The following is a 14,417-nucleotide window of genomic DNA, read 5'->3' as shown; positions in this document are numbered from 1 at the left end:
AAGCAGTCCCTGCGGACTGCTTGTGCCTACGACAGGCCAAGGGCCTCTGGCCCTTGGCAGCCCAGCGCTCGGCCCGCAATCCCCGGGTTTCATCAACTGTGGGTGGTGCGTAGCGCCATGGACAACTGACATGAGCCTCTTCAACCTACCCCCGATCTGGATGGCCCCGATGGCCGGCGAGGCCGCGAGCGCCGCCCTCGTCGCCGCGGTCAGCGCGGGTGGGGGGGTCGGCCAGCTCGGCGCGGCCTACCTGGCGCCGGCCCGCATCGGCGAAGTCGCCGCCGAGATCCGCGCCCGCACCGACCGGCCCTTCGGCATCAACCTCTTCTGGCCGCAGCCGTGGATGCCCGACGCCGCGGGGCTGGACGCCTACCTCCAGCGCCTGGCGGCCTGGCATGCCGAGCTGGGCCTGCCGCCGCCCACGCGGCCGGAGCGCTTCGAGGAAGACTTCGAGGCCCAACTCGAGGCCACCATCGCCGCCCGGCCCGCGGTCATCAGCTTCGCCATGGGTGACCCCGGCCCGGCCCGCGTGGCGGCACTCAAGGCGCAGGGCTTCAAGGTCGTCGGCACGGCCACGCAGGTGGCCGAGGGCCGGCTGCTGCAGGCCAGCGGCGTCGACGCCGTCGTGGCACAGGGTTATGAGGCCGGCGGCCACCGCGGCGGCTTCCTCGGGTCGCCGGAAGGCGCCCTGATCGGCACCCTGGCCCTGGTGCCGCAACTCGTCGATGCGCTCGACGTGCCCGTGCTGGCCGCAGGCGGCATCGCCGATGCCCGCGGCGTGGCGGCGGCCCAGGCGCTGGGCGCCAGCGCCGTCACGGTGGGCACGGCCTTCCTGCTGGTCGACGAATGCCCGCTGTCGCCGGCCTACCGTGAGGCCCTGGTGGCGGCCGGCGATGCCGACTCGACGCTGACCCGCGCCTTCTCCGGCCGCTTCGCCCGCGGCGTGGCCAACCGCGTCACGCACGAGCTCGAGGGCGCCGAGCTGCCCGCCTTCCCCCAGCCCAATGCCGCCAGCCGGCCGCTGCGCCAGGCCGCCGCCAAGGCCGGCCGCGCCGACTTCATCAGCCTGTGGGCCGGCCAGGCCCTGCCGGTGAACCGCCGGCCCGGCTCGGCCGCGCAACTGGTGGCGGCCCTGTCGCGAGGCTGGCGCGCTTGAGCATCCTGCTGCTGGAGGACGACCCCGCCATCGCGGACACGGTGGCCTTCGCGCTGCGCCGCGAGGGCTTCGAGGTGGAGCACCGCGCCTGGCTGGCCGAGGCCCGCGAGCGCCTGCGTGCCGGGCCACCGCCACAGCTGCTGGTGCTGGACATCGGCCTGCCCGACGGCCACGGACTTGACCTGTGCCGCGAGCTGCGCGCCGGCGGCCTGTCGCACCTGGCCCACCTGCCCGTCATCGTGCTGAGCGCCCGCAGCGAGGAGATGGACCGCGTGCTCGGGCTGGAGCTGGGCGCCGACGACTACCTGGCCAAGCCCTTCAGCCCCCGCGAGCTGGTGGCCCGCGTGCGCGCCCTGCTGCGCCGCGCCCAGGCCGCACCGGCCGCGGCGCCGGGCTTCGTCGTCGACGGCTCGCGGGTGCGGCTGGACGGGCAGCTGCTCAACCTCACCAAGCTCGAACTCGGCCTGCTGCTCAGGCTGCTGCAGGCGCCGCAGCGCATCCACTCGCGCGAGACGCTGCTCGACGCCGTCTGGGGCACGAGCGCCGACAGCGGCGACCGCACCGTGGACACCCACATCAAGACCCTGCGCGCCAAGCTGCGCGAAGCGGCCCCCACCCGCGACCCGATCAAGACCCACCGCGGTCTGGGCTATTCGCTGGAGCCTTGAGTCTTCATGCCCAGGAACAACGCCACAGAGGCACAGAGACACAGAGAGGAACGGAATTTCTCTGTGCCTCTGTGTCTCTGTAGCTGTGTTTGGAGCGCCTGACATGCGCCTCGGCCTGCGCGTCTTCTTCGGCTTCTTCCTGATCGCCGGCCTTAGCGCCGTGCTGCTGCTCAAGGTCTTCCTGGCCGAGGTCAAGCCCAGCGTGCGCGAGGTGATGGAAGACCTGATGGTGGACACCGCCCACCTGCTGGCCGAGGTGGCGGCCGACGAGCTGGCCGAGGGCCCGCCCCGGCCCGACGGCCGGCTCGCCGCGCAGTTGCAGCGCTATGTGAAGCGCGAGGTGGACGTGCCGATCTGGGGCCTGCGCAAGCAAAGCCTCAGCCTGCGCATCTACGTGACCGACATGGCCGGCCGCGTCGTGCTGGACTCGGGCCAGCCCTCGGCGGTGGGCGAGGACTATTCGCAGTGGCGCGACGTGGCGCTGACGCTGCGCGGCGACTACGGCGCACGCTCGACGCGCTATTCCGCGGACGACCGCAGCACTATCCTCGTCGTCGCCGCGCCGGTGCTCAAGGACGGGCGCCGGCTCGGGGTGGTCAGCGTCGCCAAGCCGGTGGCCAGCGTGCAGCGCTTCATCGACCGCGCGGAGCGCCGCGTCTTCTGGGCCGGCGCCGGCCTGCTGGCGGCCAGCCTGCTGGTCGGCGTGGCCGTGACGCTGTGGCTGGTGGCCTCGGTGCGGCGGCTGCGCCGCTATGCCCAGCAGGCGCAGGCGGGCCAGGCGTTGGCGCCGCCTGAGGTGCCGGGCGAACTCGGCGAGCTGGCGCATGCCATGGACGACATGCGCCGCCGCCTGGAAGGCCGCGAGCAGCTCGAACACGACGTTCGGGCCCTGACCCACGAGCTCAAGAGCCCCCTGGCCGCGCTGCGCGCCAGCGGCGAGCTGCTGCAGGACGACCTGCCCGAAGCCGACCGCCAGCGCTTCGCCGCCCAGGTGCTGGACCAGACCGCGCGGCTGCAGGCCCTGGTGGAGCGGGTGCTGGCCCTGTCCCAGCTCGAGGCGCAGGTCGGCCTGGGCGAGCGCCAGCGCCTGATGCTCGCCGACTGGACCGAGGCCCAGCTGCGGCGCCAGGAACCGCGGCTGGCGCAGAAAGGGCTGCGCGCCACCTGGACGGAACGCGCCGACGTGGCGGTGGACGCCGACCCGGCGCTGCTGGAACTCGCCTTCGGCAACCTGCTCGTCAACGCCATCGACTTCGCGCCGGCCGGCTCGACGCTGGAACTGGCCGTCAGCGCCACGCCGACCGCCGCACGGCTGACGCTGCGCGACCACGGCCCCGGCGTTCCGCCGCAGGCCTTCGCCCAGCTGGGCCGGCGCTTCTTCTCGACGGCGCGGCCGGGCAGCCTGGTCAAGGGCTCGGGCCTGGGCCTGGCCATCGCCCGGCGCGTGGCCGAGCTGCACGGCGGCCGGCTGGCCTTCGAGGCTGCGGAGCCGGGGCTGCGCGTGACGCTGACCCTGCCGCGCTGACTTCACCGTCGCTTCACACAGCTCTTCGTGTCCTCACAGGGCCCGCCGATGCTGGCGGCATGAAGCTCAACCCCACATTCGCCAAGCTGGCCATCCTGGCCGTCGTCACCGTCCTCCTCGGCATCGTGCTGGGCCAGATCGGAGGCCTCGTTCGCGAGCGCCAGGCGCGCCAGAACGAGGCTGCGCAAAGCGTGGAGCAGTCGCTGGCAGGACCCCAGACCGTGCTCGGCCCCGTGCTCGTTCGCCACTGCAAGGAAACCTGGATGAACGGCCGCGGCGACAGCGAAACCCGCGACTTCACGCTGACCGCAGCTCCCGCACGACTGGACGTGACCGGTGGCCTCAAGCCGGAGACGCGCTACCGCGGCCTCTTCAAAGTCAACACCTATGCCGGCCAGCTCAAGTTGACCGCGCGCTGGGCCGACACGAACGCGCTCACGCCCCGCGGTCTGCGTCCTGGCAGTCAAGTCGACTGCGGGGAAGCGTCCGCAATGGTCTCCGTCAGCGACGCCCGCGGGCTGCGCAGCGCCGACCTCCAGCGCGACGGCCAATCCCTCGCCGTCAAGCCCGGCACCACGCACGCGGCCTATGCCAGCGGCCTGCACGCGCCCTTGCCCGGCCTGCGCCCCGAAACCGCCCTGTCGATCACACTCGACCTGGAACTGGTCGGCACCCAACGCTTCGGCCTCGTGCCCGCCGCCGGCAGCACGACGATGGCGCTGCAGTCCAGCTGGCAGCATCCCAGCTTTGGCGGACGCTTCCTGCCGGTCGACCGGCAGGTCGGCGTGAGCGGCTTCGCCGGCCGCTGGCAGGTGACCGAGTTGGCCAGCAACGCAGCCGCCCAGGTGGCCGCCGGCGACAAGAACGTGGACACGCTCGACGTCGAGCTGATCGACCCGGTCAACCCTTACGTCATGAGTGACCGCGCCATCAAGTACGGCCTGATGTTCGTCGCCCTGACCTTCGTGACCGTCGGCCTGACCGAACTGCTGACGGGCCGGCGCGTGCACCCCGTGCAATACCTGCTCGTGGGTCTGGCGATCAGCCTGTTCTTCCTGCTGCTGCTCAGCCTGTCGGAGCATATGGACTTCCTGAAGGCCTACCTCGTGGCCGCCGCCGCGGCAGCCGCGGTGCTGACGCAGTACGCCGCGGCCATGCTGGGCGGCTGGTTGCGCGGGCTGGCCTTCGGCGGCGGCATCGCCCTGCTCTACGGCGCCCTCTACGTGCTGCTGCGCCAGGAGCAGACGGCCCTGGTCATCGGTGCCGTCCTGCTGTTCGCCGTGCTGGCCGTGATCATGACGCTAACCCGCAAACTCGACTGGTATCGGCTCGGCGCCTCGGCCGAGGCCTGAGCGTGCATTACGCTTGGGGCCCATGTCCCAAGGCTTCGACTACATCATCGTCGGCGCCGGCACCGCCGGCTGCCTGCTCGCCAACCGCCTCAGCGCCGACCCCGCCAAGCGGGTGCTGCTCATCGAGGCGGGCGGCAAGGACGACTACCACTGGATCCACATCCCGGTCGGCTATCTCTACTGCATCGGCAACCCGCGCACGGACTGGTGCTTCAAGACCGAGGCCGAGCCGGGGCTGAACGGCCGCAGCCTGCGCTACCCGCGCGGCAAGGTGCTGGGCGGCTGCTCCAGCATCAACGGCATGATCTACATGCGCGGCCAGAGCCGCGACTACGAGCACTGGGCCGAGCTGACCGGCGACGACACCTGGCGCTGGGAGCGGGTGCTGCGGGCCTTCCGCCGCCACGAGAGCCACTGGCGGCTGGACGATCCCAAGACCGCCCCCGAGGGCTTCGCCGACATGCACGGCCCGCTGCCGGGCAAGAAGGGCGAATGGCGGGTCGAGCAGCAGCGGCTGCGCTGGCCCATCCTCGACGCCTTCGCCGCCGCGGCCAACCAGGCGGGCATCCCGTCCACGAGCGACTTCAACGCCGGCACCAACGAGGGCGTGGGTTATTTCGAGGTCAACCAGAAAAAGGGCCTGCGCTGGAACGCCGCCAAGGCCTTCCTGCGGCCGACCTGCCTGGGCCGGCCCAACTTCGAGCTGTGGACGGGCGCCCAGGTGCGCCGCCTGCGCCTGATGCACGACGACGCCGGCCTGCGCTGCGGCGGCGTGGAGGTGCAGACGCCGCACGGCCTGGAGCAGCCCTGGCTGAACGCGGGCGGCGAGGTCATCCTCGCGGCGGGCGCCATCGGCTCGCCGCAGATCCTGCAGCTCTCGGGCCTGGGCCCGGCCGGGCTGCTGCAGGGCCTGGGCATCAAGGTCGAGCAGGACCTGCCCGGCGTGGGCGCCAATCTGCAGGACCACCTGCAGATCCGCGCCGTCTACAAGGTCGAGGGCGCCCGCACGCTGAACACGCGCGCCGCCTCGCTGCTGGGCAAGGCCATGATCGGCCTGGAGTACGCGCTGCGTCGCAGCGGCCCCATGAGCATGGCGCCCTCGCAGCTCGGCGCCTTCACGCGCAGCAGCGCGGACAAGCCCTGGCCCGACCTCGAATACCACGTGCAGCCGCTGTCGCTGGACGCCTTCGGCGAGCCGCTGCACGCCTTCAACGCCTTCACGGCCAGCGTCTGCAACCTCAACCCGACCAGCCGCGGCACGGTCCACATCACCTCGCCCGACGCGGCCCAGGCGCCGGCCATCCGGCCCAACTACCTGTCCACCGACGAGGACCGCCGCATCGCCGCCGAGAGCCTGCGCCTGACCCGCCGCATCGTCGCCCAGCCGGCGCTGGCGCCCTTCAGGCCCGAGGAGTACAAGCCCGGGCCGCAGTACCAGACCGACGAGGACCTGGCCCGCCTGGCCGGCGACATCGCCACCACCATCTTCCACCCCGTGGGCACCTGCAAGATGGGCCGCGTGGACGACCCCGGCGCCGTCGTCGACTCGCGGCTGCGCGTGCGCGGCGTGACCGGCCTGCGCGTGGCCGACGCCAGCATCATGCCCACCATCACCAGCGGCAACACCAACTCGCCGACGTTGATGATTGCGGAAAAGCTGGCGGGGTGGCTGACGGGGTGATTCCCCGACGCCCGGCGACGCGGCCGGGGAAGAGCTATATTCGGCCCCGAATTTGGAGCCGATCATGGAAGCCATCCTTGCCGACATCACCGTGAGCATGTCCGAGTTCAAGAAGAACCCGGCAGCCGTTCTGCGCGAAGCCAAGAGCCGCCCCGTCGCGGTGCTCAACCACAACCGGGCTGCGTTCTACATGGTCGAGCCGCGGGTGTTCGAAGCCATGATGGAAGAGCTCGCCGACCAGGATCTCTATCGCAAAGCCGTGAGCCGCCTCGCGAACAAGGCGAAGGCGGTCGAGGTCGACCTTGACGAACTCTGAGGGCGGCCCGGCCAAGCACAAATACCGGCTTCGCTTCATGCCCGAAGCCCTGCAGGAGTGGCACCGGCTCGACGGATCGGTCAAGGCGCCGCTGAAAAAGTTGCTTGCGAAGCGCCTGGACGAGCCGCACGTGCCCGGCGGCGAACTGCACGGTCCGCTGACAGGCTGCTACAAGATCAAGCTGAGGCAGCAAGGCGTGCGGCTGATCTACGCCGTGGAAGACGACCAGTTGATCGTGACCGTCATCGCCGTGGACAAAAGAGAAGGTGGCATCGCCTACGCCTCGTCGGTGGAACGGGTCACCGCAGCGGCGCGCAAGTCGTCCGCCAACCCGCCCTCCCGTCGAAAGCGGTAGTTTCGCCACCGGCACCTGGCCATGCATCCAGCCCATCCCCGCGTCCTCTCCGTCATCCCCCCGATGACGCAGCTGAACACGCCCTACCCGTCCACCGCCTACCTGACCGGTTTCCTGCGCTCCCGCGGCATCGACGCGCGCCAGGCCGACCTGGCGCTGGCCCTGGTGCTGGAGCTGTTCGCGCCGGCAGGCCTCGCGCAATTGCACGAGGCCGTGCAGGCCCTGCCGGAGGCCGAGCGCCCGCCGCAGACCGCCTGGTTCGCCGCCAGCTTCGACACCATTGCGGCCGTCGCGCCGCGCACCATCGCCTTCCTGCAGGGCCGCGACCCCACGCTGGCCCACCGCATCAACACCCGCACCTTCCTGCCCGAGGGGGCGCGCTTCGCCTCGCTGGACCATTACGTCGGCGAAGAGGGCGAGGACCCGCTGGCCTGGGCCTTCGGCGCCCTGGGCCTGCAGGACCGTGCCCGCCACCTGGCCACCCTCTTCCTCAACGACCTCGCCGACGTGCTGCGCGACGCGGTGGACGAACGCTTCGAGTTCGTCCGTTATGCCGAGAAGCTGGCCGCCGCCCAGCCCCACTTCGACCCGCTCGCCCAGGCCCTCGCCGAGCCGCCCCACCTCATCGACCGCACGCTGCAGCGCCTGGCCCTGCAGGCGCTGGACGAGCACGATCCCGGCGTCGTGCTGCTGTCCGTGCCCTTCCCGGGCTCGGTCTACGCCGCCCTGCGCATCGCCCAGGCCGTCAAGGCCGCCAGGCCCGAGGTCGTCACGGTGCTGGGCGGCGGCTACGTCAACACCGAACTGCGTGATCTCGCAGAGCCGCGCCTCTTCGACTTCGTCGACTACGTGACGCTGGACTCGGGCGAGCGGCCGCTGTTGGCCCTGCTGGAGCATCTCGCCGGCAGGCGCTCCAGGGCGCGGCTGGTACGCACCTTCTGGCGGGAGGGCGAGGCCGTCAGGTACACCAACTTCGTCGAGCCCGACATCCCCTTCGAGGAAGTCGGCACGCCGACCTGGGACGGGCTGCCGCTGGACCGCTACCTGTCGCTGCTGGACATGCTCAACCCCATGAACCGGCTCTGGAGCGACGGCCGCTGGAACAAGCTGACCGTCGCCCACGGCTGCTACTGGAAGAAGTGCAGCTTCTGCGACGTGAGCCTGGACTACATCTCGCGCTACGAGGCCGCCTCGGCCACGGTGCTGGTGGACCGCATCGAGGCCATCGTGAAGGAGACGGGCCAGACGGGCTTCCACTTCGTCGACGAGGCGGCGCCGCCCAAGGTGCTCAAGGCCCTGGCCGATGAGCTGATCCGCCGCGGCGTGGCCATCTCCTGGTGGGGCAACATCCGCTTCGAGAAGACCTTCACGCCGGAGCTCTGCCGGCTGCTGGCGGACAGTGGCTGCATCGCCGTGTCGGGCGGGCTGGAGGTGGCCTCGGACCGGCTGCTCAAGCTGATGAAGAAGGGCGTCAGCGTCGAACAGGTCGCCCGCGTGACCAAGGCCTTTGCGGACGCCGGCGTGCTGGTTCACGCCTACCTGATGTACGGCTTCCCGACGCAGACGGCGCAGGACACCGTGGACGCGCTGGAGTACGTGCGCCAGTTGTTCGAGAACGGCTGCATCCACAGCGGCTTCTTCCACCGCTTCGCCTGCACGGTGCATTCGCCCGTCGGCCTGAACCCGGCCGACTACGGCGTCACGCTACAGCCCCTGCCCGAGGGCCGCTTCGCCAGGAACGACGTGGCCTTCGTCGACCCCACCGGCACCGACCACGACCGCCTCGGCCAGGGCCTGAAGAAGGGCCTGTACAACTTCATGCACGGCATCGGCCTGGACGGCGACATCCGCGCCTGGTTCCCGGTGCGGGTGCCCAAGACCACGGTGCCACGCCGCTTCATCGAACGCGCGCTGGAACGCGCCTAGGAGAGACTCCATGCAACGACGCCAGCTGCTCGCCGCCGCCGCTCTGCCCGCACTGCCCGCCTTCGCCGCCGCCTCGACGGTGAGGACCCGCGTGGAGACGCCGCTCGGCCCCTTCGTCGTCGAGGTGGACCCGGCGGTCGCGCCCGTCACGGTGGCCAACTACCTGGCCTACGTGGACCGCCACCTGCTGGACAAGGCCTGGGTCTACCGCCTCGTCTCCCTGGCCAACCAGCCGCAGAGCGCCTACAAGATCGAGGTCGTGCAGTGGGGCCTGAACCTGCCCGACGAGGCGCCGCCGCGGCTGCCCGCCATCGCCCACGAGACGACGCGCGAGACCGGCCTGCGCCACCGCGACGGCACCCTCTCCATGGCGCGCGGCGCGCCGGGCACGGCCACGGCCGAGTTCTTCATCTGCATCGGCGACCAGCCCGAGCTGGACTACGGCGGCCGGCGCAACCCCGACGGCCAGGGCTTCGCCGCCTTCGGCCAGGTGGTGCAGGGCATGGAGGTCGTGCGCGCCCTGCACGGCCGGGCCGGCCCCGAGCAGTGGCTGAAGACGCCCATCGCCATCGGGCCCGTGCGCCGGGTTTGACGGTTCTTTGTTGCAGTGCACAATCGCCGCATTCCTGCGGAGGTGAGCGATGCGGCGCGTGGTGTTCAACCAGAAGGGCGGCGTGGGCAAGTCCACGATCACGAGCAACCTCGCGGCCATCGCCGCGGCCTCGGGCCGGCGCGTGCTCGTCATCGACCTGGACTGCCAGGGCAACACGACGCGCTACCTGCTCGGTGACGCGGCAGACGAGGAGCGCTCCGGCTCGGCGGACTTCTTCGCCCAGACGCTGAAGTTCAGCGTGCGCGAGACCGACACCAGCGCCTTCATCAGCGAGACGCCCTGGGAGCACCTGCACCTGATGGCCGCCAGCCCGGAGCTGGACGAACTGCACGGCAAGCTGGAGAGCCGCTACAAGATCTACAAGCTGCGCAACGCCCTGCAGCTGCTGGACGACCACTACGATGAGATCTGGATCGACACGCCACCGGCGCTGAACTTCTACACGCGCTCGGCCCTGATCGCGTCCCAGGGCTGCCTCATTCCCTTCGACTGCGACGACTTCTCGCGCCGCGCCCTCTACGGCCTGCTGGAGGCCGTGGAGGAGATCCGCGCCGACCACGCGCCCGAGCTGCACGTCGAGGGCATCGTCGTCAACCAGTTCCAGGCCCGCGCCTCGCTGCCCCAGCGCGTGGTGCAGGAGCTGCAGGACGAGGGCCTGCCGGTGCTTGAGCCTTTCCTGTCCAGCAGCGTCAAGGTCAAGGAGTCGCACGAGCTGAGCCGGCCCATGATCCACCTCGACCCGCGCCACAAGCTCACGCAGGAGCTGGTGGCGCTGTACGAGTCGCTGGGCTGACGGTCGCTCAGGGCTGGGCCGGCCGGCCCTCGGTGTCGCGCACCTCGGCCTTGCGGCCGATGGCTTCCAGCTGGGGCAGGACCTTGCCCTTGTCGCCCACCGCCACGACGATGAGCTGGGCCGGGTCCAGGTACTGCTGCGCCGCCTTGAGCGCCGTGGCCGAGGTGACGGCGCCGTACTTCTTCGGCAGCTCGGTGATGGTGGACAGCGGCAGGCCCGACGACCAGTTGCCGGCATAGCCGGCCACCACGGCGAAGTTGGTGTCGAACAGGCCGGGCAGGGACAGCAGCTGGGCGTTGCGCACGCGGTTGAGTTCGGCCGCGTCCATCGGCTTGGCGCGCATGCCTTCGATCTCCTTCCACATGTCGACCAGGGCGGCGCCGGTCACGTCGGTGCGCACGCTGCCCCGGATGCCGAACTGCCCGCGCTCGCGGCCCATGGTGTAGCCGGAGTAGATGCCGTAGGTGTAGCCCTTGACCTCGCGCAGCTGGTTGTTGATGCGCGAGGTGAACAGGCCGCCGAGGGCCGCGTTCATGACCTTGATGGCCGCCGCGTCGGGTGTCGCGGCGAGCGGGCCGGGGGCGACCACGGCCAGGGCCGTCTGCGGCGCTCCCGGCTTGTCGACGACGACGGTGCGCGCGGCGATGGGCTTGGCCGGCGGCAGCGGCCGGGCGGCGGGCGCCTCGCCGGCTCCCTTCCAGCCGCCGAACAGCGGCTCCACCAGGCTGCGCAGTTCGGCCTCCGTCAGGTCGCCGGCCACGACGAGGGCCGAGCTCTCGGGCCGGTAGCGGGCCTGCCAGAAGCCGCGCAGGGCGGCTGCGTCCACGGCCTTGATGCTGGCCTCGGTGCCCAGGGCGTTCTCGGCCAGCGGATGGCCTTCGCCGTAGGTCACGCGGTTGCCGACGGCGTTGGCCAGCAGCGGCGCCTGCTCGCGCGCCTGGGCCAGGGCGGCCAGGCGCTGGGCCTTCTGGCGGGCGATCTCGGGGTCGGCGAAGGCTGGGTTGAGGACGAGGTCGGCGAGCAGGCCCAGGCCCTCGCGGGCGCTGGCCTTGAGGCCGGAGAAGTCGATGCGGGCCTCCTCCGGCCCGGCCTGCGAGGTCAGCGTCGCGCCCAGGGCCGCGACGGCCTCGGCGATCTGCTGGGCGCTGCGCGTCTTGGTGCCCTCGGGCAGCATGCCGGCGGTGAAGCCCGCCAGGCCAGGCTTGTCCGCCGGGTTCACGGCCTGGCCGGCGCGCACCACCAGGCTGGCACTCACCAGCGGCAGGCCGGCCTTGCGCGAGTGGATGACGGTCAGGCCGTTGGGCAGGGTGAAGCTCTGGGCCGCCGGCAGGGTCAGCGGCTTGGCCTTGCCCGCGGCGGGCGGCTTGTTGCGCCAGGCTTCCAGTGCGTTCAGCGACTCGCGCTCGCCCGCGGCGGCCTTCTCGGGCATGGGCGGCGTCGGCACCTCGGGGGGCAACACCTGCTCGCCGGGCTTGGCCTGCACGACGACGCGGTGCTCCTTCTGCAGCCATTGCGCCACGGTCGCACTGACGGCGGCCGGCGTGGTGCTGCGGTAGCGGGCCAGGTCCTGGCCGGCGAAGCCGGGGTCGCCGGCCATCTGGTTGTAGTGGTTGACGGTGTCCGCCAGGGAGGTGACCTTCTCCCCGCGCTGCAGCAGGTGGGTCTCGATGGTGGCGCGCGCCTGGGCCATCTCGGCCTCGGTGGGCGGCGTCGTGGCGAGTTTGCGGATCTCGGCATCCACCAGGGCCTCGATCTCGTCGAGGGAGGCCCCCGGGCGGGCGACGATCTCGATGTCGAACAGGGAGCTGAGCGACATCGACTCCTGGGCCACCTGCACGCTCTGGGCGAGCTGCTTGTCACGCACCAGCAGGCCGTAGAGCCGGCTGGCCTTGCCGCCGCCGAGCACGTTGGCGGCGATGTCGAGTTCGGCGTCGCCCTTGGCGAACATCGGCGGCGTGTGCCAGGCGAGGTTGAGGCGGCTGAGCTCGATGCGGTCGGTGACGACGAGGCGGCGCTCCTTGGTGATCTCGGGCATGGCCACGTGCACGGCCGGCACCTTGGGGCCGGGCTTGAGGCTGCCGAAGTACTTCTGCACCAGGGCCTTGGCCTGCTTCGGGTCGAAATCGCCGGCCAGCACCAGCGTCGCGTTGTTGGGCCGGTAGTAGGTGCGGGCGAAGGCCTTCACGTCCTCGAGCTTGATGCTCTGGATGTCGGCATGCGAGCCGATGACGGCGGCCCGATAGGGGTGGCCCTCGGGGTAGAGGGCCTGGTACATCGCCTCTTCGACGATGCCGTAGGGCCGGTTCTCGAAGCTCTGCCGGCGCTCGTTGCGCACCACGTCCTGCTGGTTGGCCAGGGCCACCGAGTCCACCTCGTCGATCATCCAGCCCAGCATGTCCGACTTCAGCCACAGGCCCAGCTCGAGCTGGTTGGACGGCAGCGTGAAGAAGTAGTTGGTGCGGTCGAAATTGGTGGAGCCGTTGCTGTCGGTGCCGCCGGCGGCGTCGACGTACTGGTCGAACTTGCCGCGCGGCACGTGGCGGCTGCCGGCGAACATCAGGTGCTCGAAGAGATGGGCGAAGCCGGTCTGGCCCTTGGCCTCGTTGCGCGGCCCGGCATGCACCCACAGGTTGAAGGCGACCAGGGGCAGGCGGTGGTCCTCGACGAGGATGACCTCGAAGCCGTTGGGCAGGGTGTACTTCTCGTGGCGGATGGACAGCTGGCCGGCCTCGGTGCTGACGGCGCCCGGCGCGGGCGCGGCACCGGCAGGCAGGCAGGCCGACAGCGCGCCGGCCACGGCCAGCAGGGCGGTGAGTCGGCGCAGGGGACGGTGGGGGGCGGGAGCATTCATGCGTGTCGTTCCTCGAAAGGCAAGGCGGAGATTGGGCGGTGCGCCGGCCCGGGACCAGAAGTGCCGGGAGTCACCACGGAGAAACCCAGGCCAGCAGCGCCAGCCACAGCGGTGCCGTGGCGACGTAGAGCACGGTGGACAGCACGGTGGCGGCCGTCACCTCGGCCTCCATGGTGCGGTAGCGCTGGGCGAAGATCAGCGCGTTGGAGCCGGTGGGCAGGGCCGCCGTCATGACGATGACGGCCAGCGGCAGCCCCTTCAGACCCAGCACCCAGTGGCCGATGCCGAAGACCACCGCCGGGATCAGCAGCAGCTTGGCCGACACCAGGCCCGACAGCCCGTGCCAGGACTTCGGCCAGCCGTAGTAGGCCAGCGACATGCCGATCAGCGTCAGGCACAGCGGCACCACGGCCGTGCCCAGGCTCTGCAGCACCTCGTCGAGCACGGCGGGCAGGGGCCAGCCCGTCAGGTGCCAGGCCAGGCCGGCCAGCACGGGCAGCACGACGGGATGGATGACGGTGTTGCGAACGGTCTGCCTGAGCGTGGCGCCAAAGGTGCGGGAGTGGCGATCCCGGGCCAGGTCGAGCTCGACGAGGCTGGTCAGCAGGCTCAGGAGGGTCAGGGCATGCAGGCTGACGACGGCGATGTGCAGGGCCAGGCCCCGTTCGCCGAACACCCCGGCGGCCACCGGCACGCCGACCTGAAGCGTGTTGCCGAAGCCGGCGGTGATGGCCTTGACGCTGGGCGCCGTGACGGCCTCGCCCGGCTTGCGCCGCCAGCGCTCGAAGGCGTAGATGAGGGCCACCACGGCCAGCACGGGCACGAAGAAGGCGAACAGGAAGGCCCAGGGCAGGGTCGAGGTGTCCAGCCGCGCCGTCGTGCGGAACAGCAGGGCCGGCACGAAGATGTAGAAGGCCGCATTGGCCAGCACGCGCGCCGGGTCGCCGTCGCTGCCCGCCTGGGCATGGCCCAGCCAGCGCATGCGGCCGACGACGTAGCCGATCGTCACGGCCACCAGGATCGCCAGCAACTTGAAAGCGATGGGCCAGGTCATGCGCCGCCTCGCCCGAAGAAAACAAGGCCACAGAGGCACAGAGACACAGAGAGAGTTGCCTGGAACTCACCGATTTCTCTGTGCCTCTGTGCCTCTGTGGCTGTGTTCATGAGCCGCACGACCAAAC

General features: G+C 71.1%; 12 protein-coding genes. 10 read left to right on the top strand and 2 right to left on the bottom strand.

Translation table 11 applies throughout. The annotated features are described in order from the left end of the window. Positions 1–130 precede the first annotated feature (130 nt). The 10 genes from LXT12_RS16390 to LXT12_RS16345 all read left to right on the top strand — a co-directional run bounded on the left by LXT12_RS16390 (position 131) and on the right by LXT12_RS16345 (position 10,385). Positions 131–1,156, top strand: coding sequence for an NAD(P)H-dependent flavin oxidoreductase (locus tag LXT12_RS16390; protein WP_233393353.1), 1,026 nt, complete (start codon positions 131–133; stop codon positions 1,154–1,156). Then, positions 1,144–1,824: a two-component system response regulator CreB gene (creB, locus tag LXT12_RS16385; RefSeq protein ID WP_233393445.1), complete on the top strand. Its 681-nt coding sequence runs from the start codon at positions 1,144–1,146 to the stop codon at positions 1,822–1,824. Before LXT12_RS16390 ends, creB begins: the two co-directional genes overlap by 13 nt. Before the next feature lie 103 nt (positions 1,825–1,927). After that, positions 1,928–3,349, top strand: coding sequence for a two-component system sensor histidine kinase CreC (gene creC, locus LXT12_RS16380; protein ID WP_233393352.1), 1,422 nt, complete (start codon positions 1,928–1,930; stop codon positions 3,347–3,349). Between the two features lie 59 nt (positions 3,350–3,408). Beyond that, positions 3,409–4,701, top strand: coding sequence for a cell envelope integrity protein CreD (creD, locus tag LXT12_RS16375; RefSeq protein ID WP_233393351.1), 1,293 nt, complete (start codon positions 3,409–3,411; stop codon positions 4,699–4,701). A 22-nt stretch (positions 4,702–4,723) separates the two neighbouring features. Then, on the top strand, positions 4,724–6,382 hold the full coding sequence (locus LXT12_RS16370) for a GMC family oxidoreductase (protein ID WP_233393350.1): 1,659 nt from the start codon (positions 4,724–4,726) through the stop codon (positions 6,380–6,382). Between the two features lie 64 nt (positions 6,383–6,446). Further along, positions 6,447–6,698, top strand: a complete 252-nt coding sequence (locus LXT12_RS16365; protein ID WP_233393345.1) for a type II toxin-antitoxin system Phd/YefM family antitoxin — start codon at positions 6,447–6,449, stop codon at positions 6,696–6,698. A 37-nt stretch (positions 6,699–6,735) separates the two neighbouring features. After that, positions 6,736–7,053, top strand: a complete 318-nt coding sequence (locus LXT12_RS16360) for a type II toxin-antitoxin system RelE family toxin (protein ID WP_233393341.1) — start codon at positions 6,736–6,738, stop codon at positions 7,051–7,053. A gap of 21 nt (positions 7,054–7,074) precedes the next feature. After that, positions 7,075–8,979 (top strand): B12-binding domain-containing radical SAM protein, encoded by a 1,905-nt coding sequence (locus LXT12_RS16355; RefSeq protein ID WP_419964781.1) that lies wholly within the window; start codon positions 7,075–7,077, stop codon positions 8,977–8,979. A gap of 10 nt (positions 8,980–8,989) precedes the next feature. Continuing rightward, entirely contained in the window at positions 8,990–9,571 is a 582-nt protein-coding gene (locus tag LXT12_RS16350; RefSeq protein WP_233393337.1) for a peptidylprolyl isomerase, read from the top strand. Between the two features lie 49 nt (positions 9,572–9,620). After that, positions 9,621–10,385: a ParA family protein gene (locus tag LXT12_RS16345; protein WP_233393335.1), complete on the top strand. Its 765-nt coding sequence runs from the start codon at positions 9,621–9,623 to the stop codon at positions 10,383–10,385. A gap of 7 nt (positions 10,386–10,392) precedes the next feature. On the opposite strand, the gene LXT12_RS16340 is transcribed toward LXT12_RS16345, so the two are convergent. Both LXT12_RS16340 and LXT12_RS16335 read right to left on the bottom strand, forming a co-directional pair. Further along, positions 10,393–13,236: a M16 family metallopeptidase gene (locus LXT12_RS16340; RefSeq protein ID WP_233393333.1), complete on the bottom strand. Its 2,844-nt coding sequence runs from the start codon at positions 13,234–13,236 to the stop codon at positions 10,393–10,395. Positions 13,237–13,306: 70 nt separating this feature from the next. After that, the gene (locus tag LXT12_RS16335; RefSeq protein ID WP_233393331.1) at positions 13,307–14,290 is read right to left on the bottom strand and encodes an AEC family transporter; all 984 of its coding nucleotides are present in this window, start codon (positions 14,288–14,290) and stop codon (positions 13,307–13,309) included. Positions 14,291–14,417 lie beyond the last annotated feature (127 nt).

The organism is Pelomonas caseinilytica (genome assembly GCF_021353235.1).
Lineage (GTDB): Bacteria > Pseudomonadota > Gammaproteobacteria > Burkholderiales > Burkholderiaceae_C > Pelomonas > Pelomonas caseinilytica.
Note: the sequence above shows the minus strand (reverse complement) of the source record. Positions and strands in the feature narration are given on the sequence as shown.

Bases quoted from the DNA above. Each gene is read 5' to 3' on its own strand.
- LXT12_RS16390 (WP_233393353.1), top strand. From the start codon at position 131: ATGAGCCTCTTCAACCTACCCCCGATCTGGATGGCCCCGATGGCCGGC.
- creC (WP_233393352.1), top strand. From the start codon at position 1,928: ATGCGCCTCGGCCTGCGCGTCTTCTTCGGCTTCTTCCTGATCGCCGGC.
- creD (WP_233393351.1), top strand. From the start codon at position 3,409: ATGAAGCTCAACCCCACATTCGCCAAGCTGGCCATCCTGGCCGTCGTC.
- LXT12_RS16370 (WP_233393350.1), top strand. From the start codon at position 4,724: ATGTCCCAAGGCTTCGACTACATCATCGTCGGCGCCGGCACCGCCGGC.
- LXT12_RS16365 (WP_233393345.1), top strand. From the start codon at position 6,447: ATGGAAGCCATCCTTGCCGACATCACCGTGAGCATGTCCGAGTTCAAG.
- LXT12_RS16360 (WP_233393341.1), top strand. From the start codon at position 6,736: ATGCCCGAAGCCCTGCAGGAGTGGCACCGGCTCGACGGATCGGTCAAG.
- LXT12_RS16355 (WP_419964781.1), top strand. From the start codon at position 7,075: ATGCATCCAGCCCATCCCCGCGTCCTCTCCGTCATCCCCCCGATGACG.
- LXT12_RS16350 (WP_233393337.1), top strand. From the start codon at position 8,990: ATGCAACGACGCCAGCTGCTCGCCGCCGCCGCTCTGCCCGCACTGCCC.
- LXT12_RS16345 (WP_233393335.1), top strand. From the start codon at position 9,621: ATGCGGCGCGTGGTGTTCAACCAGAAGGGCGGCGTGGGCAAGTCCACG.
- LXT12_RS16340 (WP_233393333.1), bottom strand. From the start codon at position 13,236: ATGAATGCTCCCGCCCCCCACCGTCCCCTGCGCCGACTCACCGCCCTG.
- LXT12_RS16335 (WP_233393331.1), bottom strand. From the start codon at position 14,290: ATGACCTGGCCCATCGCTTTCAAGTTGCTGGCGATCCTGGTGGCCGTG.